The 23,692-nt window shown below is 61.0% G+C and carries 22 protein-coding genes, 1 tRNA gene and 1 pseudogene; 12 read left to right on the top strand and 12 right to left on the bottom strand.

What is annotated here, in order from left to right:
* Positions 1-12: 12 nt before the first annotated feature.
* On the bottom strand, positions 13-1,620 hold the full coding sequence (locus tag V0U79_RS04955; protein WP_330198370.1) for an MFS transporter: 1,608 nt from the start codon (positions 1,618-1,620) through the stop codon (positions 13-15).
* A gap of 67 nt (positions 1,621-1,687) precedes the next feature.
* Positions 1,688-3,013 (bottom strand): MFS transporter, encoded by a 1,326-nt coding sequence (locus tag V0U79_RS04950; protein ID WP_330198369.1) that lies wholly within the window; start codon positions 3,011-3,013, stop codon positions 1,688-1,690.
* 251 nt (positions 3,014-3,264) lie between these two features.
* Between V0U79_RS04950 and V0U79_RS04945 the strand changes: the two genes are divergently transcribed.
* The 10 genes from V0U79_RS04945 (at position 3,265) to V0U79_RS04900 (ending at position 9,902) form a co-directional block, all read left to right on the top strand.
* A complete protein-coding gene (locus V0U79_RS04945; protein ID WP_330198368.1) occupies positions 3,265-3,963 on the top strand; it encodes a helix-turn-helix domain-containing protein in 699 nt (232 codons plus the stop codon).
* On the top strand, positions 3,947-4,498 hold the full coding sequence (gene mobA, locus V0U79_RS04940) for a molybdenum cofactor guanylyltransferase (RefSeq protein WP_330198367.1): 552 nt from the start codon (positions 3,947-3,949) through the stop codon (positions 4,496-4,498). The genes V0U79_RS04945 and mobA overlap by 17 nt, the downstream gene beginning before the upstream one ends.
* Positions 4,499-4,575: 77 nt before the next feature.
* Positions 4,576-5,595: a GTP 3',8-cyclase MoaA gene (moaA, locus tag V0U79_RS04935; RefSeq protein ID WP_330198366.1), complete on the top strand. Its 1,020-nt coding sequence runs from the start codon at positions 4,576-4,578 to the stop codon at positions 5,593-5,595.
* Positions 5,596-5,597: 2 nt separating this feature from the next.
* On the top strand, positions 5,598-5,855 hold the full coding sequence (locus V0U79_RS04930) for a MoaD/ThiS family protein (RefSeq protein WP_330198365.1): 258 nt from the start codon (positions 5,598-5,600) through the stop codon (positions 5,853-5,855).
* A complete protein-coding gene (locus tag V0U79_RS04925; protein ID WP_330198364.1) occupies positions 5,855-6,313 on the top strand; it encodes a molybdenum cofactor biosynthesis protein MoaE in 459 nt (152 codons plus the stop codon). Before V0U79_RS04930 ends, V0U79_RS04925 begins: the two co-directional genes overlap by 1 nt.
* On the top strand, positions 6,310-6,825 hold the full coding sequence (locus V0U79_RS04920; protein ID WP_330198363.1) for a molybdenum cofactor synthesis domain-containing protein: 516 nt from the start codon (positions 6,310-6,312) through the stop codon (positions 6,823-6,825). The genes V0U79_RS04925 and V0U79_RS04920 overlap by 4 nt, the downstream gene beginning before the upstream one ends.
* Positions 6,826-6,840: 15 nt before the next feature.
* Positions 6,841-8,031, top strand: a complete 1,191-nt coding sequence (locus tag V0U79_RS04915; protein ID WP_330198362.1) for a molybdopterin molybdotransferase MoeA — start codon at positions 6,841-6,843, stop codon at positions 8,029-8,031.
* Positions 8,031-8,786, top strand: a complete 756-nt coding sequence (locus V0U79_RS04910; protein WP_330198361.1) for a sulfite exporter TauE/SafE family protein — start codon at positions 8,031-8,033, stop codon at positions 8,784-8,786. Before V0U79_RS04915 ends, V0U79_RS04910 begins: the two co-directional genes overlap by 1 nt.
* A 2-nt stretch (positions 8,787-8,788) precedes the next feature.
* Positions 8,789-9,172 carry a YbaN family protein gene (locus V0U79_RS04905; RefSeq protein WP_330198360.1) on the top strand — a complete coding sequence of 128 codons (384 nt, stop codon included), beginning with the start codon at positions 8,789-8,791 and terminating at the stop codon, positions 9,170-9,172.
* A gap of 58 nt (positions 9,173-9,230) precedes the next feature.
* Positions 9,231-9,902, top strand: coding sequence for a hypothetical protein (locus V0U79_RS04900; protein ID WP_330198359.1), 672 nt, complete (start codon positions 9,231-9,233; stop codon positions 9,900-9,902).
* Positions 9,903-9,928: 26 nt separating this feature from the next.
* Here V0U79_RS04900 and V0U79_RS04895 read toward each other — a convergent pair whose 3' ends face one another.
* The 4 genes from V0U79_RS04895 to V0U79_RS04880 form a co-directional block, all read right to left on the bottom strand.
* The gene (locus tag V0U79_RS04895; protein WP_330198358.1) at positions 9,929-11,095 is read right to left on the bottom strand and encodes an NnrS family protein; all 1,167 of its coding nucleotides are present in this window, start codon (positions 11,093-11,095) and stop codon (positions 9,929-9,931) included.
* Between the two features lie 94 nt (positions 11,096-11,189).
* Positions 11,190-11,912: an anaerobic ribonucleoside-triphosphate reductase activating protein gene (locus tag V0U79_RS04890; protein WP_330198357.1), complete on the bottom strand. Its 723-nt coding sequence runs from the start codon at positions 11,910-11,912 to the stop codon at positions 11,190-11,192.
* The gene (locus tag V0U79_RS04885) at positions 11,881-13,764 is read right to left on the bottom strand and encodes a ribonucleoside triphosphate reductase (protein ID WP_330198356.1); all 1,884 of its coding nucleotides are present in this window, start codon (positions 13,762-13,764) and stop codon (positions 11,881-11,883) included. The genes V0U79_RS04890 and V0U79_RS04885 overlap by 32 nt, the downstream gene beginning before the upstream one ends.
* A 134-nt stretch (positions 13,765-13,898) precedes the next feature.
* Positions 13,899-15,644, bottom strand: coding sequence for a pyridoxal phosphate-dependent decarboxylase family protein (locus V0U79_RS04880; protein ID WP_330198355.1), 1,746 nt, complete (start codon positions 15,642-15,644; stop codon positions 13,899-13,901).
* 107 nt (positions 15,645-15,751) lie between these two features.
* On the opposite strand from V0U79_RS04880, the gene hemN reads away from it, so the two are divergent.
* The gene (hemN, locus tag V0U79_RS04875) at positions 15,752-17,092 is read left to right on the top strand and encodes an oxygen-independent coproporphyrinogen III oxidase (protein WP_330198354.1); all 1,341 of its coding nucleotides are present in this window, start codon (positions 15,752-15,754) and stop codon (positions 17,090-17,092) included.
* Positions 17,093-17,228: 136 nt separating this feature from the next.
* Here hemN and V0U79_RS04870 read toward each other — a convergent pair.
* The 4 genes and pseudogenes from V0U79_RS04870 to V0U79_RS04855 form a co-directional block, all read right to left on the bottom strand.
* Positions 17,229-17,930: pseudogene (locus tag V0U79_RS04870) on the bottom strand (IS6 family transposase).
* A 278-nt stretch (positions 17,931-18,208) separates the two neighbouring features.
* The gene (locus V0U79_RS04865) at positions 18,209-19,294 is read right to left on the bottom strand and encodes a hypothetical protein (RefSeq protein WP_330198352.1); all 1,086 of its coding nucleotides are present in this window, start codon (positions 19,292-19,294) and stop codon (positions 18,209-18,211) included.
* A gap of 113 nt (positions 19,295-19,407) precedes the next feature.
* Positions 19,408-20,535, bottom strand: coding sequence for a hypothetical protein (locus V0U79_RS04860; RefSeq protein WP_330198351.1), 1,128 nt, complete (start codon positions 20,533-20,535; stop codon positions 19,408-19,410).
* A gap of 124 nt (positions 20,536-20,659) precedes the next feature.
* Positions 20,660-21,160: a hypothetical protein gene (locus tag V0U79_RS04855; protein ID WP_330198350.1), complete on the bottom strand. Its 501-nt coding sequence runs from the start codon at positions 21,158-21,160 to the stop codon at positions 20,660-20,662.
* A 111-nt stretch (positions 21,161-21,271) separates the two neighbouring features.
* On the opposite strand from V0U79_RS04855, the gene V0U79_RS04850 reads away from it, so the two are divergent.
* Complete coding sequence (locus V0U79_RS04850; RefSeq protein ID WP_330198349.1) at positions 21,272-21,619, top strand: helix-turn-helix domain-containing protein; 348 nt, start codon at positions 21,272-21,274, stop codon at positions 21,617-21,619.
* Between the two features lie 105 nt (positions 21,620-21,724).
* Here V0U79_RS04850 and V0U79_RS04845 read toward each other — a convergent pair whose 3' ends face one another.
* Both V0U79_RS04845 and V0U79_RS04840 read right to left on the bottom strand, forming a co-directional pair.
* Complete coding sequence (locus V0U79_RS04845) at positions 21,725-23,437, bottom strand: tyrosine-type recombinase/integrase (RefSeq protein WP_330198348.1); 1,713 nt, start codon at positions 23,435-23,437, stop codon at positions 21,725-21,727.
* Positions 23,438-23,545: 108 nt separating this feature from the next.
* A tRNA-Ser gene (locus V0U79_RS04840) sits at positions 23,546-23,635 on the bottom strand.
* Positions 23,636-23,692 lie beyond the last annotated feature (57 nt).

Raw genomic sequence — 23,692 nt, 5'->3', positions numbered from 1 at the left:
GGTTTCAGTCCTTTACGGGTTCTTCATGTAGGCGCCGGGGCGCAGGTAGAACCACCAGTTGATGGCGATGCAGACGGCGTAGAAGACGGCAAATCCGATCAGGGCGAATTCCGGCGTGGTGGCGCGGATCTGTTCGCCGAAGACCTGCGGGATGATGAAGGCGCCATAGGCGGCCACCGCTGACGTCCAGCCAAGAACGGGACCGGCCTGTTCGCGGTCGAAGACCATGGCGATGGTGCGGAAGGTGGAACCGTTGCCGATACCAGTGGCAGCAAACAGGATCAGGAAGAGGACCAGGAAGGGCGTGAAGTACGCTTCCGGGGTCGCCGACCCGTAGGCCTGCTTCATGAACCAGGCCACGCCCAGAGCGCAGATCACCATGACCACGGAGATCACCTGGGTGACCAGCGCACCGCCGAACCGGTCGGCCAGCTTGCCGCCGATCGGGCGGATCAGCGCACCGATGAACGGCCCGGTCCAGGCAAACATCAGCGCGCTCGGCCCGTTCGCATTGATCGTGTCGTGCGTCATCACGCCGTCGATCTCAATGTGCTGGAAGCCGAAGATCACCTTGATGGCGAGACCGAAGGCGGCGGCGTAACCGATGAAGGAGCCAAACGTCATCGTGTAGATGACCGTCATCGCCCAGGTGTGCTTGTTGCGGAAGATCTTGTACTGGCGATCCAGGCTTTTGCGGATCGCGCCCGGGATCGCCTTCAGCGCAAACACGGTGGCGGCGATCACCGCCGGCAGGACTAGCCATTTCGAGATGCCCCAGCCGGACCCGTTGGCGTCGGCGGGCAGCATCAGCCACAGCCCGGCGGCGGCCGTGATAAGGCCGATCGCCAGCATGCCGGCGATCTTGCCAAATGCCGCGGGCGGTGACCCGATGTCCGGCGAGACATGCTCGTCACGGATATTGTTCATGCCGAACCAGGTCGCCACGACCACCGGGATCAGGATCGCCACCCAGATGAAGCCGGCATTGTGCAGGAAGGTCTCGGTGCCCGCCGGGATCCGGCCGATCAGCGTGCCGGACGTGTTCTGCAACACCATGGAGGTGCCACCGAAAATACCGACCGTCATCACCAGCGGGATCAGGATCTGCATCGTGGTGACGCCGAAATTCCCGAGCCCGGCATTCATGCCCAGCGAATAGCCCTGCACCTTCTTGGGAAAGAAGAAGCTGATGTTCGACATGGAGCTGGCGAAATTGCCGCCACCGAAGCCGGACAGCAGCGCCATCAGCTGGAATTGCCAGAGCGGTGTGTCCGGATTCTGCAGGATGATGGCCGTACCGGCGGACGGCAGCAGCAACAGCGCCGTGGTGAAGAAGATCGTATTGCGACCGCCCGCCAGCCGGATGAAGAAGGTCGAGGGGATGCGCAGTGTCGCCCCGGACAGGCCGGCAATCGCGGTCAGCGTGAACAGTTCGGCCTGGCTGAACCCGAAGTTCAGATTGATCATCTGGACCGTGATGATCCCCCAGTAGAGCCACACGGCGAAGCCGCACAGAAGCGCCGGGATCGAGATCCAGAGATTGCGGTTGGCAATGCTCTTGCCCGTTGAATCCCACTGCTCGGGATCTTCCGGGTTCCAGTTATAGAGGTCCTTGGCCATGTCGGTGTCCTTGTTGTGGTGTGGCCGTGGCGGCAGGCTGTGTGGCGCCCGTCACCACGGCACGGCCTCAGCGTGCCTGCGGAGCGGGGAGTGGCTCGTCCGGCACGTCGCTGAGGTGTTTCTCGTCGGCCAGGGCCGGGAATTTGCGGCGTTCCATGCGGCGGATGGCAACGTGCATCCAGATCGTGGAAACCAGGACGATCACGAACATCAGCATGAAGCAGCTGGTCCATACGCCGGTCAGGTCATTCATGATGCCGAAGCTGATCGGCAGCACGAACCCGCCAAGCCCGCCGATCATGCCGACCAGGCCCCCAACGGCGCCCACATGGTGCGGGTAATAGACCGGGATGTGCTTGTAGACGGCCGCCTTGCCGAGCGACATCACGAAGCCGAGCCCGATGGTCAGCACCGTGAACACCACGACATTGATGCCGAAGCTGAACTCGATCGGTCCGTCGATCCCGCTGACAATGTAGCGCGTGGACGGATAGCTCAGCACGAACAGGCAGATCAGCGAGATGATGAAGGTGAGGTACATCACGAAGCGTGCGCCCCACTTGTCCGACATCCAGCCGCCCAGCGCGCGGAAGATGGAAGCCGGCAGCGAGTACGCCGCAGCCAGCATGCCGGCGGTCTGCAGGTCGAGATCGTAGGCGCCGACATAATAGCGCGGCAGCCAGGAGGCGAGCGCGACGAAGGCTCCGAACACGAAGAAATAATAGGTCGCGAAGCGCCAGACCTGCGGGTTTTTCAGGGGCTCCAACTGCATCAGCGCGGAAGGGCGCTTCTGGCCGGTCCTGCGTTGCTCGACCAGCACCGGATCATCCTTGGTGAAAACCCAGAAGATCACCGCCATAACCAGCAGCACGCCGGCATAGATCTGCGCTGTCGTTTGCCAGCCGAAGGCAACCACCAGGAAGGGCGCGCCGAAATTGGTCACCGCGGCGCCCATATTGCCGACGCCGAAAATACCGAGCGCCGTACCCTGGGCCTTCGCCTCGTACCAGCGGGACACGTAGGCAATGCCGATGATGAAGGAGCCCCCGGCCAGCCCGACGCCCAGCGCCGCCAGCAGGAAGAGCGGATAGCTATCTGCCATCGACAACAGGAAGGCTGCCACCGCAGTGGTCACCATCTGGATCGGGAACATGATCCGGCCGCCATACTGTTCGGTCAGTATGCCGAGGAAGATCCGGCTGATGGATCCGGTCAGCACCGGGGTCGCGACCAGCAATCCGAATTGCGTCTCGGACAGGCCGAGCTCCTGCTTGATGCGAACGCCGATGATCGAGAAGATCGTCCACACCGCGAAGCAGACCGTGAACGCCAGAAGGCTCATCCCGAGCGCCTGCCGCTGCTGTCCGCGGGTCACGCCGTCAAGTGTGTGCATTGCTGTCCCCCATCAATGTCTGGCCGGCCGCTTGAACCGGGCTGGCCTGACTCTCATAGGGGATTAGATGGCGTATGGGGATGACTATACTTGTCGCGCGTCAATACAGCGCGCCTGCAAAACTTGGAGCGAACGCTTTCAATTTACGTCTGTACATGAAGCAAGCAAGAAACGGAATTTCGTCATACCTGCTCTTGATCCATATCAAGCCTGATTGTATCGGATGAAGGGGAAGGTGACCGGAGCGCTCAATGAGGCAGACAGATCGCGAGATCGTGCGGGATCTCAAACTGTTCAAGGATGTCGACGCGGACGTGTTCGACGATCTGATGACGGCGTCTTATGCGCAACGTATGCCCCCGCATGTCGAGCTCATCCGCGAGGGCGAGTCGGCGGACTTCCTTCACATCGTGCTGGATGGTTGCGTCGAACTGTTTTCCAGCGGCCATGGCCGGGAAACATCCATGGCCATCGTCACGCCGGTCTCGACCTTTATTCTCGCCGCAACCGTCAATGATGCCCCTTTCCTGATGTCGGCTCGGACCATCGAATCGTCGAAGCTCCTGCTCATCCCTTCGCAGAATGTGCGGGATGCCTTCGCCCGCGACCCGCACTTCGCCCGCGCCATCGTGACCGAGCTGGCGCAATGCTACCGGTCCGTCGTGAAGTCGATGAAGAACCTCAAGTTGCGGACATCGATCGAGCGCGTCGGCAATTACATCATCCGCCTGCACGACAAAGCCGGGGGCGCCGAAATCATTGAGCTGCCCTATGGCAAGAAGAATCTTGCGTCGATCCTGGGCATGACGCCCGAGAACCTGTCGCGGGCTTTCGGGGCGCTGCAATCCCACGGCATCCTGATGGATGGCGCGCGCATAGAGATCACCGACCGCGCAGCGCTCGAGGCCATCAGCAAGCCCAACCGCCTGATCGATGACCCGCGCAGCTAGCACCCGGCCTGTCGCCGGAATCATCCTCGCCGGTGGCCAGTCCCGGCGCATGGGAACCGACAAGGCAGAGCTGGAATTCCGGGGCCGCCGTCTGCTGGACCTCGCCGGCGATCTGCTGAGTGAGGCCGGATGCGATAGTGTCCATGTCAGCGGCCGGCCCGGCCTCGACAATGCCATTCCCGACACGACCAGCGGCCAGGGCCCGGCCCACGCCATGCTGGATTGCCTGGAAGCGCTGGGCGATCGCATTGCCGGCATTCTCTTTCTGCCGGTCGACATGCCATTGCTGAAACTTGCAGATCTGGCGCCGCTGCTCGACGGCGATCCGGAAACGGCGCGCGCCTGGGCCGATCACCCATTGCCAGCCTATGTTCCGGCCGCAGTGTCCCGCCGGGCGCGCGATCAAGTGCGTTCGGTCAGGTCTCTCTTGGCGACTTTTCCGATCGACTGGCTACCGCTCGATCCGGGCCAGGCCGCGCGCTTTGCCAATCTCAACACGCAAGCAGATTTGACGGCGGCCCGGAAAATGCGTTGACCTGCGACCTCGCGTCGCTTGGCAAGCGCTGGAAATTGATGTTTGTCAAGCAACGAGAAATGTCCGAGGAGTCCGCAATGGACCGCCGCCCGATTATCAGCCCGGCAACACCACTGATCGACCGCTTTGGCCGCCAGATCACCTATCTGCGCCTGTCGGTGACGGATCGCTGCGATCTGCGCTGTGTCTATTGCATGAAGGCGCGGCCGGAATTCCTGCCGAAAGCCGACCTGCTTTCGCTCGAAGAGCTGACCATGCTGTGCGATGCCTTCATTGCGCGCGGTGTCACAAAGATCCGGCTTACTGGCGGCGAACCCCTGGTCCGCAAGGACGTGATTACCCTCATCGAGACACTGGGCACGCGGATCGGCCGCGCCGGGCTGAACGAGCTTTGCCTGACGACCAATGCCACCCAGCTCCCGCGCTTTGCTGACCGCCTCGCGGCCGCCGGCATCCGCCGATTGAATATCTCGCTCGATACGCTCGAACCGCAAGTTTACCGGCAACTGACCCGCGGCGGGGATGTCGCGAATGCGCTGGCCGGCATTGCCGCGGCGAAGGCCGCCGGTTTGAAGGTCAAGATCAATGCGGTCGCCATGGCGGGCGTCAACGAGGCCTACTTGCCGGACCTCATCGGTTGGGCGCATGGCGACGGCCATGACGTGTCTCTTATCGAAGTCATGCCCATTGGCGAGATCGGCGCCGACCGCTCGCAGCAATTCCTGTCTCTTCAGGATGTTCGCACCCGCCTTTCCGCAAAGTGGTCGCTGACCGATCTGCCCGACAATACCGGCGGCCCTGCCCGCTATGTCCGGGTCGAGGAAACGGGTGGCCGGATTGGCTTCATCTCGCCGCTGTCCGGCAATTTCTGTGACAGCTGCAATCGCGTGCGCGTCACCTGCACGGGCGAGCTCTATACCTGCCTCGGCAAGAGCGGGCGTATCGATCTGCGGCACGCGCTGCGCCATGGCGGTCCGGCCGCCCTTGACCGCGCGCTGGAAGAGGCCATGGCGGAAAAGCCCAAAGGGCATGACTTCGATGTCTCCCCTGGCGCGGCCGCGGCGGTGGATCGCGACATGGCGCGAACGGGAGGCTAGGCGTGCGGATCGAGCTTGAATTCTACGGCCCCATCCAGGACCGGATGGGCGGCGCCCGGCAGGCGGCCGAGATTGACGGCACGCCGGCAACATTGGACGCGCTCGTTGCGCAATTGGCGCAAAGGCTGGACGGCGGGGACTACCTGCAGGCGGATCACCTGCGGATCGCGGTCAATGACCGCCTCGTTGACCGCAATTCAAAACTCGCCTTGGCCGAGGGTGACCGCATTGCCTTCCTTTCACCTTTCTCGGGCGGGTAATGACCGATCTGCGCGTCTATCTGACTGGCGAACGCCTCGACCTGCCGGCGCTCAATAAGGCCCTGCCCGATACGGAAACCGTCGGGGCCGTGGCCAGCTTTACCGGCCATGTGCGGGGATCAGACGGATTGACCGCCCTGGAACTGACCCATCACCCGGCGATGACCGAACCGGCCCTGCGCCGCATTGGCGAAATCGCCCTCAAGCGTTTTGCCTTGCAGGCGCTGCTGATCGCCCATCGCCATGGACGGATGGCGCCGGGCGAGCCGATCGTTCACATCATCGCCCAAGCGCCGCAACGGCGCGCGGCGCTGGATGCCGTGGCCTACACGATTGATGTGCTGAAGACCGAAGCGCCTTTCTGGAAACGGGAATGGCGCAGCGACAACGCGATCTGGATCGAGCCGACAATCACCGATCAAGTTGAGGCAAGCCAATGGCTGGAGACGGAAACATGACGACCATCCCGGAAACCATCGGCTTCGCGGTCATGACCGTATCCGACACCCGCGACGACCGCACCGACAAGACCGGCCCTTGGCTGCGCGAACAGATTGTCGCCGAGGGGCATGCGGTCATCGACCATGCCATCGTTCACGACGAGATCCCGGATATCCAGGCCAAGCTGAAAGCGTGGATCGCCGAGCCTGGAATCCACGCCATCATCGCCACGGGCGGCACCGGTTTGACCGGCCGCGATGTGACACCGGAAGCCATGCGGCCGCTGTTCGACAAGGAGATGGATGGCTTTGCCGCGGTCTTTCACCAGGTCAGCTTCAAAGCAGTGGGCGTTTCCACCATCCAGTCGCGCGCCATCGCAGGCATTGCCGGCGGCACCTATGTCTTCGCGATACCGGGATCTTCGGGCGGCTGCCGCGATGCCTGGAACCACATATTGCGCGACGAGTTCGACCGCACCCACCGGCCCTGCAACCTTGTGGACCTCCTGCCGCGCTTGACGGAACGCTAGCCAGCCCAGGCCGCCATGATCTCGCTCGACGACGCCCTTCAATTCATCCGCAGCGAAACCCGCCCACTGTCCGTGGAGCGCGTGGCGACCATGGAAAGTGTTGGCCGCATCGTTGCCAAACCCGTTGCGGCGGCACGCACGCAGCCGCCATTCGCTGCCTCCGCCATGGACGGCTATGCGGTGCGCGCGCAGGACCTTGATGGCGATGGCAGCGAACTCCTCGTGCGCGGAGAATCGGCCGCCGGGCACGCCAGCGAACGCTTGCTGCAAGCCGGCGAATGCCAGCGCATCTCCACCGGCGCCCCTCTGCCGGACGGCAGCGACCAGATCGTTATCCAGGAGAACGCCAAGCGCCAGGGCGACCGGCTGACAACGACGGACACCCCACACCCCGGCCGGCATATCCGCCGGGCCGGTATCGACTTCACCGCGGGCGACACCTTGCTGAGCCCCGGCAACCGGATCACGCCGCGCAGCCTGTCGCTCATCGTCAGCGCAGGCGTTGACACGGTCGACGTCTATCGCCGCCCGCAGACCGGCCTGCTCTCGACCGGCGACGAGCTCGTCGAGCCCGGCGCGTCGACCCGTCCGGACCAGATCGTCAATTCGCTTGGCCCCGGCCTTGGAGCCCTGATCCGGCACTGGGGCGGTGAGCCGGACTATCTCGGCATTGCCCGCGACGACCCCGGGCAGGTCCGCAGCCGTCTCGCGGCGGCGTCGGGCCTCGACCTGCTGGTCACCATTGGCGGCGCCTCGGTCGGTGACCATGACCATCTCCGCCGCGTCTTTGCCGACATGGGCGGTGAGCTCGTTTTCGAGAAGATCGCCATCAAGCCCGGAAAGCCGACCTGGTTTGGCCGGCTCGGCGGCACGCACGTGCTGGGACTGCCCGGCAACCCGGTCTCCGCCATGGTCATGGCCCGGCTCTGCCTGAAACCGCTGATGGATGGCCTGCTCGGACAATCCGCCGATCTGCCCTTCCTCACCGCCCGCCTCTCTGCTGACCTGCCCGCCAACGGTCCGCGCGAGAACATGATCCGTGCTGGCCTAGAGGCGCGCACAGGCGAAATCCAACCCGTGTCCAATCAGGATTCCTCGGCCCTGTCGGCACTGGTCGTGGCCAATGCGCTCATCCGCCGGCCGGCCAACGCGCCAGCCGCGTCTGCCGGCGATGCGGTGGAATATCTTCCGCTGGATGACATGTGATGCCATTGCTCTGGCTTGGCGGGCTCTTCTTCGCAACCGCGCTGGCCTACGCCATGGTCGGCTTCGGCGGCGGATCGACCTACACCGCCCTGCTGGTCCTGGCCGGAACCGATTACAGCCTGATCCCGGCGATCTCGCTGGCCTGCAATATCACGGTCGTCACCGGATCAACCCTGCGCTTTGCGCAGGCCCGCCTGATCCGTTGGCGGCGGCTTGTACTCCTGTGCAGCGCGTCGATCCCGCTCGCCTGGCTCGGCGGTCGGATCGACATCCCCGAACGCGCCTTCATCACCGTGTTGGGTTTGGCATTGATGGCCTCCGCCGCGGCGCTGGTCTTCCGGCCCGGCAAGGTCACCCGATCGACAATCCGGCTGCCGCGCTGGAGCGAACCGCTGATCGGCGGCGGCACCGGCTTTCTCGCGGGCCTGGTCGGCATTGGCGGCGGCATTTTCCTCGCCCCGCTCCTGCACCTCATGCGCTGGGGCGCGGCCCGTGAAATCGCCGCCGCGTCGGCCGTCTTCATTCTCGTCAACTCGGTATCCGGCCTGACGGGGCAGGCGCAGCGCCTCGCCGCAAACGGCGATATCGACGCGCTTCTGGCCTATTGGCCGCTCCTGCCCGCCGTGCTCGTGGGCGGCCAGATCGGCGTCTGGATCGGCCGCGACAAGGCTTCCGATCTCTGGCTGATCCGGTTGACCGCCCTTCTCGTCCTCTTTGTTGCCCTGCGCCTGCTCGCGCGGGCCGCCGGGATCTAACGATGATCGGCCACACCAAGCGCCTGATGTGGGCGGCCGCCGGCGGTCTGGCCCTCGGTCTGGGGGCACTTGGCGTGTTCCTGCCGCTCCTGCCGACCACGCCCTTCATTCTGCTCGCCGCCTTTGCCTTCGCCCGGTCTTCGCCGCGCCTTCACAACTGGCTGCTGGAGCACAGGGTCTTCGGACCCTTGATCGGCAATTGGCGCCGCTATGGCGCCATCAGCCGCCAGGCGAAGATTGCCGGACTGATCTCATTGCTGGCTGTTTTCGGCCTGTCAGTGCTGCTGGGCGCACCGTTTCACGCCCTTATCATTCAGGCCATCGTGCTGCCTGTGTCCGGCATTTTCATCTGGAGCCGACCCTTGCCGCCCTCACCGCAGGGTTGACATTTATCAATTATAAAGCCAGCGAGATTAGGCCAACTCCATCTACAGGGATGTAAAAATGGACAGGCTTGATTCAGCTGAAAGCATAGGATGGGCGCCCGGCTCGCGCATAGAATGCGCACCGGCATCAGACATCCGCCAGCGTCTCAGGACAGAGGAATGCGACGAGGCCGACCGCCAGATCAGACTGGTCATAGACGACCGTATTAGTCGGTCGGGTATTTTCAAACCCGCTTCACTGGAACAGATAGCAGAGCTCATCCTGGTTCAGCCAAGTGTCGAGGGCGTTCTTACAGCCGGTGATCCAGCCAGCGCGGCTGAAAAGCGCCGCCTCGGTCTTGGCTTGACATTTCGAGTGGGAGCCGCGTTCACCGATACCGTCGCCGACATGCGCGGCACGAGAGTAATCCGCTTTGTCAGCGACACCTTTGCGCAATTGCGCACACGCTACCGCTGTACGATGCTGCGCGTAATGGCGGCACGCAACGACGATCAGACCAGAAGACTGTCTGTACGGTTGCATGCGGCGGACTCATCGTGTGTCGACAGTCTCAATTGCGACGGAGAAGTCTACAGCCTCTCCGAGCTTCCGGTCTTCCCGCTCCCTGGGTGTCTGACCCGCGAATGCCCCTGTTCAATGGAATTGATAGACCAAAGCGGCCAAGCCCACCCGACAACCACGCGCATAGGCAGCGTGTTCAGCAAGATTGCAGGCCGTTTCAAGAAATAGTTTTCGCCAGTCCCTGCACGGTTCAGCTATGTCCGCCGCGCACTGAACAGAACGGGTATATAGGCGATGGCAAAGAGCCCGAAGGCGCCGCTCCAGAGGATCGCTGACAAGCCCAGCAATCGCGGTTCGTTCAACAGGATTGCCGCCGCCACCCGCAGCAATGCCCCGGCATGCACAAGCACAAAAACCAGGGTCGTGGCCCGGTTGGCGATGCGTTCGCGCCCGGTATGCCCGAGGCTGGCGCGGGTCATGACCGCCAGCGTCATCCCGCCGATGACGCCGGCGCCAATGGCATGAAGCCCGGCCGCTGCCGGTACCTGCTCTGGCCAGATAATGCCGGCCGCCATGATCGCCAGAGCCAACACCATCCACAAATAGCCTGCATGGAGCGACCACATGAGAGGCTCGCCCAATGTACTGACCCCCTGCCATCGCAGGAGGCGGATGAGCTGTGCAATAGCGGCCAATCCCAACGCGCCACCTGTTGCAGCGCTTTCAGGCCATACAATCCACAAGGCGAGCGCCAGGCCGGTGAGGGCCAGAACCATCTTGTCCAGCCCCTGCATCGGCGGTGCCACGCGCCGGGTAGCCTCCTCATCGCGGCCGGCCAGCCAGTTGCGGGTGAAACTCGGCACGATGCGTCCACCGATCAGCGCCACCAGAAGCAACGTTACCGCGAAGGTCGCGCGGATTGCGGTGCCGGACCATTCCGGCCAATGAAATGCGAAATGGGAGAAGGTGAATAGCACGACCATTACGGCCACCGGAAGATTGCGCCAGTTCCGGCCTGAAATGATTTCGCGCAACACCACCAGAGTGAAAACCGGCAGAAAGACAAGGTCGATCGCCATTCCCCAGCCATGGCCGGCAAATATCATTCCCAGCCGGCCGGCGAGCCAGAGCGCAAAGAGCGCGGCCAGCCCAGCCCCCGCGACCGGTGCCCGCCCGGTCCAGTTCGGGATCGCGGTCAGCGCGAACCCGCAAATAATCGCGGCCAGCATGCCATAGAGCATTTCGTGAGCATGACCGGCCGGGCCCGCCACATAGCCCAGATAACCGGCATACTCGGCATACCAGAGCGGCACTTGAATCGCGGCCCAGATCGCCCCGCCAAGAAAGAAGGGCCGGAAAGCATTTTGCAGGATAGGTGGAGCGGCACGGCGTTGCGCTCCGCGGTCGGTTTCACGGGTCATGGTCAATCTTTCAAATTGATAATCATCAATTATCAGACTGGCCACGAGCGGCAGATGAGACGCATTGTCACAATTACCCCGGACCCGGACACCATCACGCCCGGCGCACCTTGAAACCGGGAAAACGGGCTTCGAGCTCATCGAGCAAGGCGGCGTCACTGAAAACCGGCCCGCCCAGCGCTAGCCCGCTGGAAGGGTCACGACATTCCTGAAGCACAAAATCCCGGCAGGACCGGCTTTGAGCTTGATCCGCGATCTCGATGATTTCGGCCGAACCGATCAGATCCGGCCAGACGGTGACGCGGATCTCGAATGGAATTCCCCACGCCGTCAGATGATCGAGGCTTTCCCTGGCGCGGAGGCCACTGCCGTCAACTCCCGTCACCGAGCAATATCGGCCGAATGGCGCCTTGATGTCGAACCCGACCCAGTCGAGCAGCCCCTCGAGACGGGCCAGACGGCCAGGCAATACGCCGGTTGTATGCAGGCCCGTGGCAAAGCCCATTTCCCGTGCCTGCCGAAGGGCCTCGGGCAATCGCGACTGAACCAATGGCTCGCCACCCGAGAACACAATGGCTTGCAGCAAACCCCGACGGCGTTCCAGCTTCTGCCGGACAGCGGCCCAGCTGATCGCGGTGGAGCGTCCGGGCGGGATCAGTTCAGGATTATGGCAGTAAACGCAGCGCAGAGGGCAGCCTTGCAGGAAGACAACCGCCGCCATCCGGCCGGGGAAGTCCAGCGTGGTAAAAGGCTGGAAGCCCCCGATCCGGAGCCCGGTCAGCGCGTCAGGCGGCGTGGCTGCGGCGTGGATGTTCATGGAAGTGCTGCCGCTCTTCATGTTCGGACTTTTTGCCGGGATTGAAGGCCTCGACCGGGCGGTGATAGCCCATGACGCGTGTCCAGACCTCGCAGGCCTGCCGGTTCTCTTCATCGTAGCGGCCTGCTGCCTTGGCCTCTTCATCGCAGACCGGGCAGTAAGGCTGCTCGCCAGCCAGATAGCCATGCTGCGGACAGATCGAGAAGGTCGGCGTGATCGTGATGTATGGCAGATGGAACCGTTCCAGCGATCGGCGTACCAGGGCTGCACAGGCCTCGGCGCTCGACAGCTTTTCGCTCATATAGAGGTGTAGCACCGTTCCGCCGGTATAGCGGGTCTGCAACGCATCCTGCCTTTCAAGGGCCTCGAACGGATCGTCGGTAAAGCCCACGGGCAGCTGACTGGAATTGGTATAATATGGCCGCTCTTTTGTGCCCGCCTGGAGGATTCCCGGAAAGCGCCGGGCGTCTTCCTTGGCAAAGCGATAGGTCGTGCCCTCTGCCGGTGTGGCTTCCAGATTATACATGTGACCGGTCTTGTCCTGGAATTCGAGCATGCGCGCACGGACATGGTCGAGAAGGCGAAGGGCGAAAGCCTCGCCGAATGCAGTCGTTATGTCATCTCGGTCGTTGGTGAAATTGCGGATCATTTCGTTCAATCCGTTCACACCCAGTGTCGAGAAATGATTGCGCAGACTGCCGAGATAGCGCTTCGAATAAGGATAGAGCCCCTCATCCATGAGCGACTGGATCAGGCCCCGCTTGATCTCCAGACTGTCGCGGCCAAGCTCCAGCAGGCGGTCGAGCTCTTTCATCAAGCCGGCTTCATCGCCTTTGAAACGATAGCCCAGCCGGGCGCAATTGATCGTCACCACGCCAATTGAACCGGTCTGTTCGGCCGAACCGAAAAGGCCATTGCCGCGCTTGAGCAATTCACGCAGATCCAGCTGAAGCCGGCAGCACATCGAGCGGATCTGGTTCGGTTTGAGCTCGGAATTGATGAAGTTCTGGAAATAGGGAAGACCGTATTTCGCGGTCATGTCGAACAGACGCTGCGCGTTTTCGCTCTCCCAGGGAAAGTCTTCTGTGATGTTGTAGGTGGGGATGGGGAAGGTAAATACGCGGCCTCTGGCATCCCCACGTGTCATTACTTCGATGAAGGCCCGGTTGATGATATCCATCTCGACCTGCAGCTCGCCATAGGTGAAGCATGCCTCCTCGCCGCCAATGACGGGCACATCCTCGCGCAGGTCTTCCGGGCAGACCCAGTCGAACGTCAGATTGGTGAACGGTGTCTGCGTGCCCCAACGCGAGGGGACATTCAGGTTGAAGACGAATTCCTGCATGGCCTGGAAAACATCTTCGTAGGACAGGCTGTCAATCCGCAGGAAGGGCGCCAGATTGGTATCGAATGACGACAGTGCCTGCGCACCGGCCCATTCGTTTTGCAAGGCCCCCAGGAAATTGACTACCTGACCGAGCGCGCTGGTGAAATGCCGGGGCGGGGCAGCCTCGATCTTGCCAGGAACGCCGTTGAAGCCCTCGATCAGCAGATTGCGGAGCGACCAGCCGGCGCAATATCCCGCCAGCATGTCGAGATCATGGATGTGAATATCGGCCTGCCGGTGCGCCGCCCCCAGCGCGGCCGGATAGACATGGTCCAGCCAGTAATTGGCTGTCACCTTTCCCGATGAATTGAGGATCAGACCGCCCAGCGAATATCCCTGATTGGCGTTGGCCTTTATCCGCCAGTCTTCCCGGCCTGTGTATTCCTCAATCGTCGACTTTACATCGACACGCCCGGCCCCTGCCGGTTGGGCCAGCTTGTTCTGACCATCTGCTACCAAGTCCATTGCGCCCTCCAGCGACACGATATGTTGTGATGCATGCCAAAATCAGGCCTACATATTGTGCCTACGGACAACAAACGTCATCGCGGCGCCTTGCCGCGCGGCTTCGGGACGCAGGCGTCATGACTTGACATTTATCAATTCATGTGCGCTTGCAGCCGCTCGATGAAACGCGGCATCAGGGCCGCCCTGATGGAGTCCTCGCGCCAGAAGGGGTTCATGAACACGCACCGCAACAGAACCGTCGAATCGGTGTCGGCCTCGCCGCCATAACGCGCCACATGCGCGTTAATCAGTTCGCCGTAATTTTCCCGCGAGAGAACCGTTTTCGACACCGAGAATTCCGGATCTGCCGTGAAAGCCCGGAAAACGCTCGCTGTCCGCTCATTCGAAACACTGAGCGCTTCGCCCGGCTTCGCCAGCGAGAAGCAGAATATGTTGCTGTCGGTGGGTATCAGCGGCCTGACAAGCGGTTCGCCGTTTTGCAGGGCCCGGGCAAAAAAGCGGCAGGAGTCGATCGTTCCCGCCATCATCGCGCCGAAGCGGTCGGGCCGGAAAGACAGGGTTTGTCCTGTCAGCCAGACCGCTGACGCACCCGCGCCACTGCGGGACCCTTCCAGCGTCATCATCCAGCGGTCATTCGCCAGAGCCCGGTCGATATAGGGAGCGGCAAACAGCGAATTGGCGTAATTCTCGTGATCGCGGACCAGAAACGCCCCGCACGCATAGGGCACATAACCCAGCTTGTGCGGATCAAGCGTCACCGAATTGACGCGCCTTATGGCGCGCAGCGCTGTCCGGCTGCGGCCCTCGAGCACGGTTTCGGCCTCGCCGCCCAGCATGGAGCACAGAAAGCCGCCCCAGGCGGCATCGACATGGTGCCAGACATCGATACCGGCCGCGCGCAGCGCCTCCAGCCGGTCACAGACAGTATCAACGGGATCAATCTCCCCCGCCTCGGTCGTGCCGGCCACCGTGATCACGGCGAGCACCGGACGGCCTGCCGACCGAGCCCGCCCGATGGCATGGTCCAGCGCGGCAGGATCCAGCCGGCCATTCGCATCCAGGGAAACCGGCCAGAAGGCTTCTTCGCCCAGACCGAAGACATTGGCCGCTTTCAGCCAGGAAAAATGCTTGTTGCCCGGCACCAAGAGGACCGGGCCGCGCCACGGCTGGCCCGAGGCTTTTCCGATCCTTTCCGCCGCCTCGAACGGATTGGACACTACGGCGCTGGCCTTGCGAAGCTCCTCCTCGCTGAACCCGTACTGGGCTGCCAGCGCATGATAGCGTTTCCAGCCCATATGGCCCGCCGCAAACGGATCCAGCGGTTCGCCGGCCTGTTCGGAAATGGCCAGAGCCAGAGACAGGAAATGATCCATCCGGTAGCGGGCGCGCCAAACGCACTCGAAATTGGCCAGCGTTCCGCCCGAGGTGAAATGTCCCTGTGCCGTGTCCGGATCGAATCCGATCATCGCGGCCAGCAAACCGATCGCCTCGTCCTCAATGGCACCGCTCACCCGCGCGACGTCACGTGACGTATTGTTGGGATTGTGAAGCAGTGTCGCAAAATGTCCCAGCAGGGCCGGGATCGAGACCTCGGAAACCATGTGACCGATATAGCGGGGCGTATATTTCGGCACTTCACCGGTGAGCCGGTCGCACAATTCCGCCAGTTTCTGACCGATTTGCTCGCGCTCGGCCAGGAAACCCGGCGAACGCCGTAGACCCTTCGGCAAAGGCGACGGGTCCTCCGCGAACAGATCGCGCCGCCAGTCGAACCACTGGTCCAGCACGGCCTGGAATTCGGACCGGAACCACGAACCGTTTTCGGATCCCGGGCCGAGAAAGTGGGCAAACTCTTCGCGGACTTCATTCTGGGGCAAGGCAATTATCCTTCAAGACCGGTGTCAGTGCGGCACCATGACGCCTTCATACCCGCGCCGGACTTGATACTTGTCAATGCGCAAAACCGCGCAGTCCGGAGCCCGTCATGAAACACGCCACCTTCATCGAATATGCCGGGACGAACACGCCGCGCTACACCAGCTACCCCACGGCGGTGCAATTTCACGACGGCATCGATGCCGGTGTTTTCGCGGACTGGCTGGCCGCTCTGGATCCGGCCGGCAAGGGCTCGCTCTACATCCACATCCCCTATTGCCGGGAAATGTGCTGGTATTGTGGTTGCTCGACACGGGCCACAACACGCCGCGAACCCGTGGCAGCCTATCTGGAAAAGCTGATCGGCGAGATCGCGATCACCGCAGCGTACATCCCGCATAGGCCGCGCATCGGCCATGTGCATCTTGGCGGCGGTACGCCCACCATTCTGGACCCGGATCAATTCGGCCGGCTGATGGCCTGCCTCGATCAACACTTCGACATCGGCCCGGATGCCGAAAAGGCCATCGAGATCGATCCCCGCACCTTCTCGCCCGAACTGGCGCGTCAGCTTGCCCGGTCCGGGATCAACCGGGCCAGCATTGGCGTACAAACATTCGATCGCGGCGTTCAGTCCCGGATCAACCGGATCCAGTCCTTCGAAACGGTCCGCGACTGCGTCAGCGACCTGCGTGAAGCGGGCATTTCCAGCATCAGCATGGATTTGCTCTATGGCCTGCCCGGCCAGACAATTGAAAGTTGCGTCGGGACGGTCGCGCTGGCCCGGAGCCTTTCCCCCGGCCGGCTTTCGGTCTTCGGCTATGCGCACGTGCCACACATGCGAAGGCACCAGAACCTTATCCGGACAGCTGACCTGCCGGATGCAACGGCCCGTGTCGCCCAGGCGCTGGAGATCGCGGATGCGCTTGAACAGGCAGGCTATGTGCCTGTCGGGATAGATCATTATGCACGCTCGGAAGATCCGCTTGCCATCTTGGCCCGGTCTGGAGGCGTACGCCGGAACTTCCAGGGCTATACAACCGACCGTTCGGATTACCTGATCGGTTTCGGTGCGTCCGCGATCAGTCACTTGCCACAGGGGTATGCCCAGAACACGCTGGACGTCCGGGCGTGGTCGGAAGCCGTCTCGGCCGGGAGGAACGCCATTTGCCGCGGCTTTGCCCTGTCAGACGATGACCGCATGCGCGGCGCCATTATCGAACAGCTGATGTCCGGGCTGGAAGCGGACGTGCCGGGCGTCGCGTCCGCCTATGGCCTGGCCCCGCCGCAACCCGATCTGAGCGATCTCGAGCAGGACGGTCTGGTTGATATGAGGGCTTCAGGCATCCGGATACCCGAACAGAACCGGATGCTCGCCCGCATCGTTGCGTCACGCTTTGATGCCTATTGGCAAAGTGATCGCGCCGGCCGGCATTCAAACTCTGTCTAATCTCGTTGATTGGAACGGCGCCCTTGGCGCTGCGCGGATTGCAAGGGGATAGCTAGCTAAGCCGCAGATCGCGCCTCATAGTCGGGTGCTGTCAGACGAAAGCGAAGTGGCCTCAGTTTTCTAACACGAGCGAACTTTAGGCGGCCAAGTCCCGCCATTCTTCCAGCGCGATTTGACGGTTCTCCTTGAACCGGGCGCGGTGGTTGATATGGCGTTCAAGATTGAAGTGATTGTGGACGGAAGAATGGACGGCGGCGAACTTCTAGAGACTTCGCATTCGTCGGAACCGGAGCATCGCCCGCTCCCGTCTTCGAAGAGGTACGTGGCTGTTCTCGGCCCGATTGTTGAGCCACCTCCCGACTTCCTGATCATCTTGATTGCCGATGGTCTTCATCGCAGCGCGATAGGACTTTAACCGATCTGTCACGATTGTCTTGAGTTGCCCGTATCGCTTCATGGCTTTGCGCAAGAAATTCAACGCAGCTCGGCGATTTCGGCGTTTAGTGACGAAGGCTTCCAGCACTTCGCCTTCTTGATCAACGGCACGCCAGAGATAGTGTGCCTCGCCATTTATCTTCACGAACATCTCGTCCAGATGCCATTGCCACTGGGGCCAGGCACGAAGGCGGTCCGCTCGTCGTCGGCGGGTCTCAGAGGCGAACATTGGGCCAAAGCGGTTCCACCAGAACCGCACCGTCTCATTACAGATATCGATGCCGCGCTCATGAAGCAGGTCTTCGACATTCCGCAATGAAAGCGGAAAACGAACATACATCATCACCGCAAGGCGGATGATCTCAGGCGATGTCTTGAAATAGCGAAAGGGATTCTTGTTCATACCGCCAAATTGGCGGCGATCCCGCTAACACGGAGCTTCCTCTGACAGTGCCTGATTCTGGTTCATCGAGGCAAGAAACTGACGCGGAAGCTCCCAGATTGTCAAATGGCCAGATGGCAGGCTTCGAAAGGCTGATCGAGCGCCTTCAGGTTCAAGCAGAAGAACTTGCGCGAGACATACCAGGGGTCGATTAGGCTACAGTCTAAGATATCGACCTTACCGCGTGGGGGGAAGGCGACGCGACGGGAGCGGAGCTGGAGCCTGAATAGGTCTAGAAATCATAGATTTTCGACCGCGCTCGACCTCAGCGCTTGATAGGCCTCCCAATCCCCCCTGAGCGCTTCATAGAGCGCCGCGGCGTTTTCAGGTAGCCGATGTGGGCCGAGAGCCTGAACGCGTCTCCACAGGGCTGTATGCGCTGGAATTTGCACTCTCCGGGCAAGGTTTGCGCTTTCGAACTCGAAGTGGGCGTCCGCCAGGGCGCGGAAGCGCTGCTCGGCGGTGGTCGCCCGGCTTTCGAGGTCGGCGGCGATTGCCGGGCATTCTGTGCGGGCCCGCCGGAGGGCGGACTTACCGGGCCAGGTGTATTGATCGAACGTCCAGCTCGGCAAGCCGCCGATCAAGTCTTCCGGAGGCATGGGATCGGCAGCAGCTGTGACGTAAACCTTTTCCTGGCTCACGGCCTCTTCGAGTACAGAGATCAGCGGCAGAATGTGGCCAGTCAATCGAAGCCCTTCGCGGGCGATGATCTCCAGGACGGGATCGCCTGCCAAACCGGAAAGGATGGACAGCACACGCTCCCGGTCGGCCTCCGGATGCTGGACTACCTGACCGGAGCAACCGATCCCGCTGAGTTGCCAAACGGCCTTGGCCCTCTGGACTGTCGTTGCCGTGTTACCCGTGATCCAGCGCTCAGCATCGGCGAAGGGTAGCAGGTCGAAATCGACCATCGGCTCCGCCTCACTCAAATCATATAGGCCCAGGTGGAGCAGGTTGTTCGCGACCTGGGTTTTCGTCGCTTCACAGAGACGACAGATCAGATGGGCGGCGACACTCCAGCAAACCGGAGATGCGCCACGTCGAGGCGCACAGGTGAGCGTGTCCAGCGCGAGCTGTTTGTCCAGCAGGCCAACATCCTCGAAGAGCGTGACGCTCACTCGCCTCCAAAAACGGGCCGGCTGAACATCGAACAGTCGTTGGCCTGCTTTCAGCGCCCAATCTATTTCGCTGCGCCGGATCGCCTTCTGCATGAGCGATGCGGCGATGTGGGTGTCGATGCGCAGGTAGGGCGTATCGGGCAAGGGTCTCGCCATCGCCTCGGTCACGACCTGCTGTCGAACGCCGGAAAGGAATGCATTGATCATCTGAACCTCCTGATGTCGGGAGGTCCGCGACCATTCGCGCCCACTTCTATCGTGGCTTGGGGGACAAAGAGGTCAATTGTCCTCGGCGAATTGCAATTGATTGCAATCGCCCTTCAGAGAGCGAACTTTGATTGACCGATCATCTCGGAGGGATGAACCGAGGCCAGCTCGATAAGCAAAGCTAGAGCCGGAACGCCTACAGCATCTGGCCAGTGTTTCCAGACACTCTTGTCGAACAAATCCTGGAATTGAGAGGCTGGGTTCGAGTGCGCCAGATCAAGCGCGGCCTTCTCATCTTCATCAAGTAATGCCTCCGCCGCCGCATAGCCGCGAAAGCGCGCACTATCTAGAAACGTTTTCCACCTGTCTGCCTTCAAGGGTGGCTCATCCAAGACTGTTCGGCAGAAGACCCAGTCTTTCGCAGGGAACTGGGTGTTCGCCAGGTTTTTGAAATAGGACGTTTTGTTCAGATGGAACTCGATACGCGTGTGGGCCAGGGAGCCGAACTCGGGCACCTCGCCCATCGCTAACCGCTCCTCGCGTTTGTCATAGATAATTACGTTCGCCCGCTTTTTCGGGTCCAGAAACGGCGATTGGTTTTTGGCGCCTTTGTAGAAATTGATTGTCTGAACACCATCGGTCATCGACGAACACATCCACACCTTCCAGACCGCAGGGCTGTGAACAAACAGATCGGCAAGCCTGAGGTTCAGCACATCAAGCGCCACGTCGCAGCGGGACACTCGGGCGGAAGTAAGGTGGGCCGCCAGAGGAATGTTCTTGCCCTCGATGCTGTTCCAGGCCGCAAAGAGGCTCTTCAAGCCTGCGGGCGAGAGGCGGGACGGATTGAACTCCAATCGCACGGCTGCATTCTTAGCGTTTCGAGGATTGAAGCCAAACGTAGCGACGCCCCCTCCTTCGAGTTCGACACGCAAACCGGTCCAGTAACCCTCCACTGAACAGGGTGTGATGGAGGGCTCGTCGGTAGCCTGTGCAACGTAATTTGCGAGTTGATGCACGCCGCTCCAGTATGCCTCCGCCTGCAGGCCATCAACGTGCTGGATCACCCCTAGCCCAGAGAAGGTCAGACGAAGTTTATCTATTACTGGCTTTAGAACGACGATCTTATGCGTTGCGGTGGCTTCTATCACCTTGCATACGCGCTCTATCTCCACCCCTATCTCTGGGCTGTTAGAGGGAAAACTATAGGCGTCGGGAATATTGATGGTGCTGGTCGTCAAATTCAGCTCTCACGGTGATGGGACCCCGGAGACTAACGACCAATTTTCTTACTGGAACAAGCTATCAGAGTTCGCCACACAGAACAACGTTCTGGGTTGTTCAATTATGAGAATTTAGCACCGGTCATCGCCGCTGGCGGTTGATCGGATGGGGGCAGAGCTCATCGAACAGGAGCATTGCGTCGGCAAACCCCTCCAAGGATACGAACCGCGGCGCATTATTCCCAATCTGGAAGACCAGCTCTTCCCCCTGCCGCATTTCATCCACCAAGCGCTCCATTATAAATGGGTTAGCGACAAGGTATCGATCCGAGGATGCTCTAACCGACGATCCGGAAAAGGCCTCAGAACTATCGATGCGAAACTGTATCCGCGGCGTCCGTGGTATCGGAACCTCGCCGTCATTAAACACGAGACCGACCTGACCGCCTTGATGACAGATCAGCGCAATCTGGGCCGGAGAAACAGCATTCGTCTCAACATTGCTGACCGACCATGAGGCTTCATCGGAGAACGCGTTGGACGTCTGATCGAACTCCCACCCGGACCACTCCTGCGCCTCGGCTGGGGTAATCATCATGATTGTCGCGATGGCCGCCAGGCCAAAGTTTATTCGTGCAGACAACAGCTCACTCCGTTCTTAGTTGGATCGAATTAAGAACGATATTCTTAAGGCGATAGTTGTCCAGAATTTAGTTACCTGTTCGCTCGTCGCCCTGAATATTAATCCGGGTGAATGGTCGAACGAATTACAAAGAGCGAATTACGGGCACTGTTCTGCTCCCGCCTAAAACAGGCGAGGGTGAAGAACCAGATGACACAAAGCGCGCTTGCAGAAGCTTGTGACCTGACCGTCGACATGATCAGCCGGATCGAACGCGGCAAGAGCTTCCCTTCCTTCAATGCACTCGCACGGATGATCGAAGTCTTGGGTGTCCATCCCTCTTACCTATTCGGTGGGCCAGACCAGTCCGTGGAATTGGGAATGACCCCGATCCGGCGAGCCCTCCATCGACGCGTGGACACGCTATCACCGGCGGACCTTGAACGGGTCAGCTCGGCCATTGACCTGATCGTCAGATAGTTCCCTAGCGTGTCACGTTGAACGTAATAGGTCTGCCAGTCGACGTAGGTATATCAATGGCGCGAATTAAGACCGGGGAGGTCATTTGTCACAAACAGTGTTCAACTAGTTTTTCGCGTTCCCGATCAAGAGCGTTTTCACATCTTCGCTCAGCCCGAAATCCACCCCGTTCATGAGCTTACCAAGGGCCAGCAAATTCGCCCCCTGCCCGTAGCCTCCGGTGACGCTTTTGTCCGTGTGCCCGAGGAACTCGTGTAGGCGCTGTTCAGGGACATTCGCGCTCCGCATCGCGTCTACGAAGGCATGTCGGAAGCTATGGAAGGTCAGGTCCGGTCCGGTCTTCACGCCGATCTGCACCAGGTATTTGTTCAGCTTCTTGGAAGCGATTGCGGTCAGATTTCCCGGCGGCCCCAGCTTGATCTCAAAGAAGAGGCGCTTTTCGGCTTTCTTGGCCCGCGCCTCCAGCCACTCCCTCAGTCCGAAGTCGAACAGGTCGGGGTGTATCGGCACCCGCCGCTCAGAGGCTTCAGTTTTCAGGTCGAGCTCGCCCCGGATATCGAAGAAGGGCACGTCGTCATCCACATGCAGGTCGGATCGCGTCAACTGGATCAGCTCGCCTTCTCGCATCCCGGTGTAGAGCCCGATCAGATAGACCCAATAAAGGCCGTCCTGGGCCTTGTGCTTGCCCGGTAGATATCTGCGATGGCGGGAGCTGAACCCGCTATAAAGCGGTGAAGCGAAAATCTCGTTCAGCTCATCTTGTGTGAACGGCCGGCGCGGCTTCTTCAGGCTCGGCTTTGGAGCGGCGATCTTTACGGACGCGCCTGGCACACCGTCGATATAGCCTTCCGCGTCCAGCCAGATCAGGAAGGATTTCACATAGCTAAAATACTTGCCCGAGGTCTTTGGGTTCAGACGCTTCTCGCCCTCTTTCGCGGTCAGCCGTTTGGGATACTTCGGATCAGCCTCTGCCCGTGGTTTCAGCGCCTCGATCACGTCCCTGACATCGCGAACATGGGCGCTGGTCAGTTGTTCGACCGTGATCGCCTCGCCCCACGTTTTCATCGCGATCTGCAGGATGCGGATTTTCTCGTCGCGAGTTCTGGGCTTCCACGCTCGTGGGCCTGATGAGTATGCCTTGATATAGAGATCAACGGCCTCTTTGACCGGCAGCCCCGCCTCAATTGCAATTGATTGCAATCCCGGAACGCTGGGACGCGCGGCTGGCATTTCTACCGGCACGAAGAGTTCGTCTTGCGGGCTGTATTTTCCCAGGATGTTGCTCTGCCGGAAGAGGGTGAACCGGGCATGCTCGATCTGCGCTCGCGCAATCCCCTCACAAAGCGCCCGGAATTCATCGCTTCCAGGTGGCGGCATCTGGAAGCCGTGTTCCTCAGCAACCGTCATCGCTTGCGATTGGACACCAGACTTGAACGTGCGCGACTGGACCTGACTTTCCAGACCGTTGATGAACTCTTCAGCCATAACCTCTTGGTGTCCGGCATCGTAGTCCAACTCGCCCTCCGCAATTGGCGCTGGAGAGCGATAGCTTTGGGCCAGGTCATGATAGAACGCCTGCGCGATTTCACGCGCATCGTCGATGCTTAAGTCCTTCATACGCCGCAGCTTATCGCAGAGCCCGTGAAAGGCGAGCGTGGCGTTTAGCACGCGCCGTGCCGCCAGCTTAGGATCGCGTGTTCTGACCGACCACCTAAGCTCTTTCCGCCGGAGCAGGCATTGGACGTCCGCCGGGATAGGCAAGCGCACCTGGAAGCCCCGGCCACGCGCTACGAGATGCTGAACCCTGCGCCCGCTCACGACGCCGCCCTCAGGAGGGAGGATTGGAACAGGGAATTGGAACGTTTTGCTGGAGCCGAAATCCCCGGAAACCGTAGCCTATTGGGATAATGGGGGTTTCCAGAAAAGTGGCGGAGAGAGAGGGATTCGAACCCTCGGAACGCTTGCGCGCTCAACGGTTTTCGAGACCGCCCCGTTCGACCACTCCGGCACCTCTCCGCGGGGACACGCGTTAAAGCCGAGTGGTCGAACAAAATCAAGAGAGTCGCGCTGGCC

Source organism: Hyphobacterium lacteum (assembly GCF_036330345.1).
GTDB classification, from domain to species: domain Bacteria; phylum Pseudomonadota; class Alphaproteobacteria; order Caulobacterales; family Maricaulaceae; genus Hyphobacterium; species Hyphobacterium lacteum.
The sequence above is the reverse complement of the archived record's forward strand: the minus strand, read 5'-3'. Positions and strand labels throughout refer to the sequence as shown.

Coding starts and splice junctions, on each gene's coding strand:
- V0U79_RS04945 (WP_330198368.1), top strand. CDS start 3,265: ATGAGGCAGACAGATCGCGAGATCGTGCGGGATCTCAAACTGTTCAAG.
- V0U79_RS04955 (WP_330198370.1), bottom strand. CDS start 1,620: ATGGCCAAGGACCTCTATAACTGGAACCCGGAAGATCCCGAGCAGTGG.
- V0U79_RS04925 (WP_330198364.1), top strand. CDS start 5,855: ATGACCGATCTGCGCGTCTATCTGACTGGCGAACGCCTCGACCTGCCG.
- V0U79_RS04890 (WP_330198357.1), bottom strand. CDS start 11,912: ATGAACATCCACGCCGCAGCCACGCCGCCTGACGCGCTGACCGGGCTC.
- V0U79_RS04915 (WP_330198362.1), top strand. CDS start 6,841: ATGATCTCGCTCGACGACGCCCTTCAATTCATCCGCAGCGAAACCCGC.
- V0U79_RS04905 (WP_330198360.1), top strand. CDS start 8,789: ATGATCGGCCACACCAAGCGCCTGATGTGGGCGGCCGCCGGCGGTCTG.
- mobA (WP_330198367.1), top strand. CDS start 3,947: ATGACCCGCGCAGCTAGCACCCGGCCTGTCGCCGGAATCATCCTCGCC.
- V0U79_RS04885 (WP_330198356.1), bottom strand. CDS start 13,764: ATGGACTTGGTAGCAGATGGTCAGAACAAGCTGGCCCAACCGGCAGGG.
- V0U79_RS04950 (WP_330198369.1), bottom strand. CDS start 3,013: ATGCACACACTTGACGGCGTGACCCGCGGACAGCAGCGGCAGGCGCTC.
- hemN (WP_330198354.1), top strand. CDS start 15,752: ATGAAACACGCCACCTTCATCGAATATGCCGGGACGAACACGCCGCGC.
- V0U79_RS04920 (WP_330198363.1), top strand. CDS start 6,310: ATGACGACCATCCCGGAAACCATCGGCTTCGCGGTCATGACCGTATCC.
- V0U79_RS04895 (WP_330198358.1), bottom strand. CDS start 11,095: ATGACCCGTGAAACCGACCGCGGAGCGCAACGCCGTGCCGCTCCACCT.
- V0U79_RS04865 (WP_330198352.1), bottom strand. CDS start 19,294: ATGATCAATGCATTCCTTTCCGGCGTTCGACAGCAGGTCGTGACCGAG.
- moaA (WP_330198366.1), top strand. CDS start 4,576: ATGGACCGCCGCCCGATTATCAGCCCGGCAACACCACTGATCGACCGC.
- V0U79_RS04900 (WP_330198359.1), top strand. CDS start 9,231: ATGGACAGGCTTGATTCAGCTGAAAGCATAGGATGGGCGCCCGGCTCG.
- V0U79_RS04850 (WP_330198349.1), top strand. CDS start 21,272: ATGGTCGAACGAATTACAAAGAGCGAATTACGGGCACTGTTCTGCTCC.
- V0U79_RS04910 (WP_330198361.1), top strand. CDS start 8,031: ATGCCATTGCTCTGGCTTGGCGGGCTCTTCTTCGCAACCGCGCTGGCC.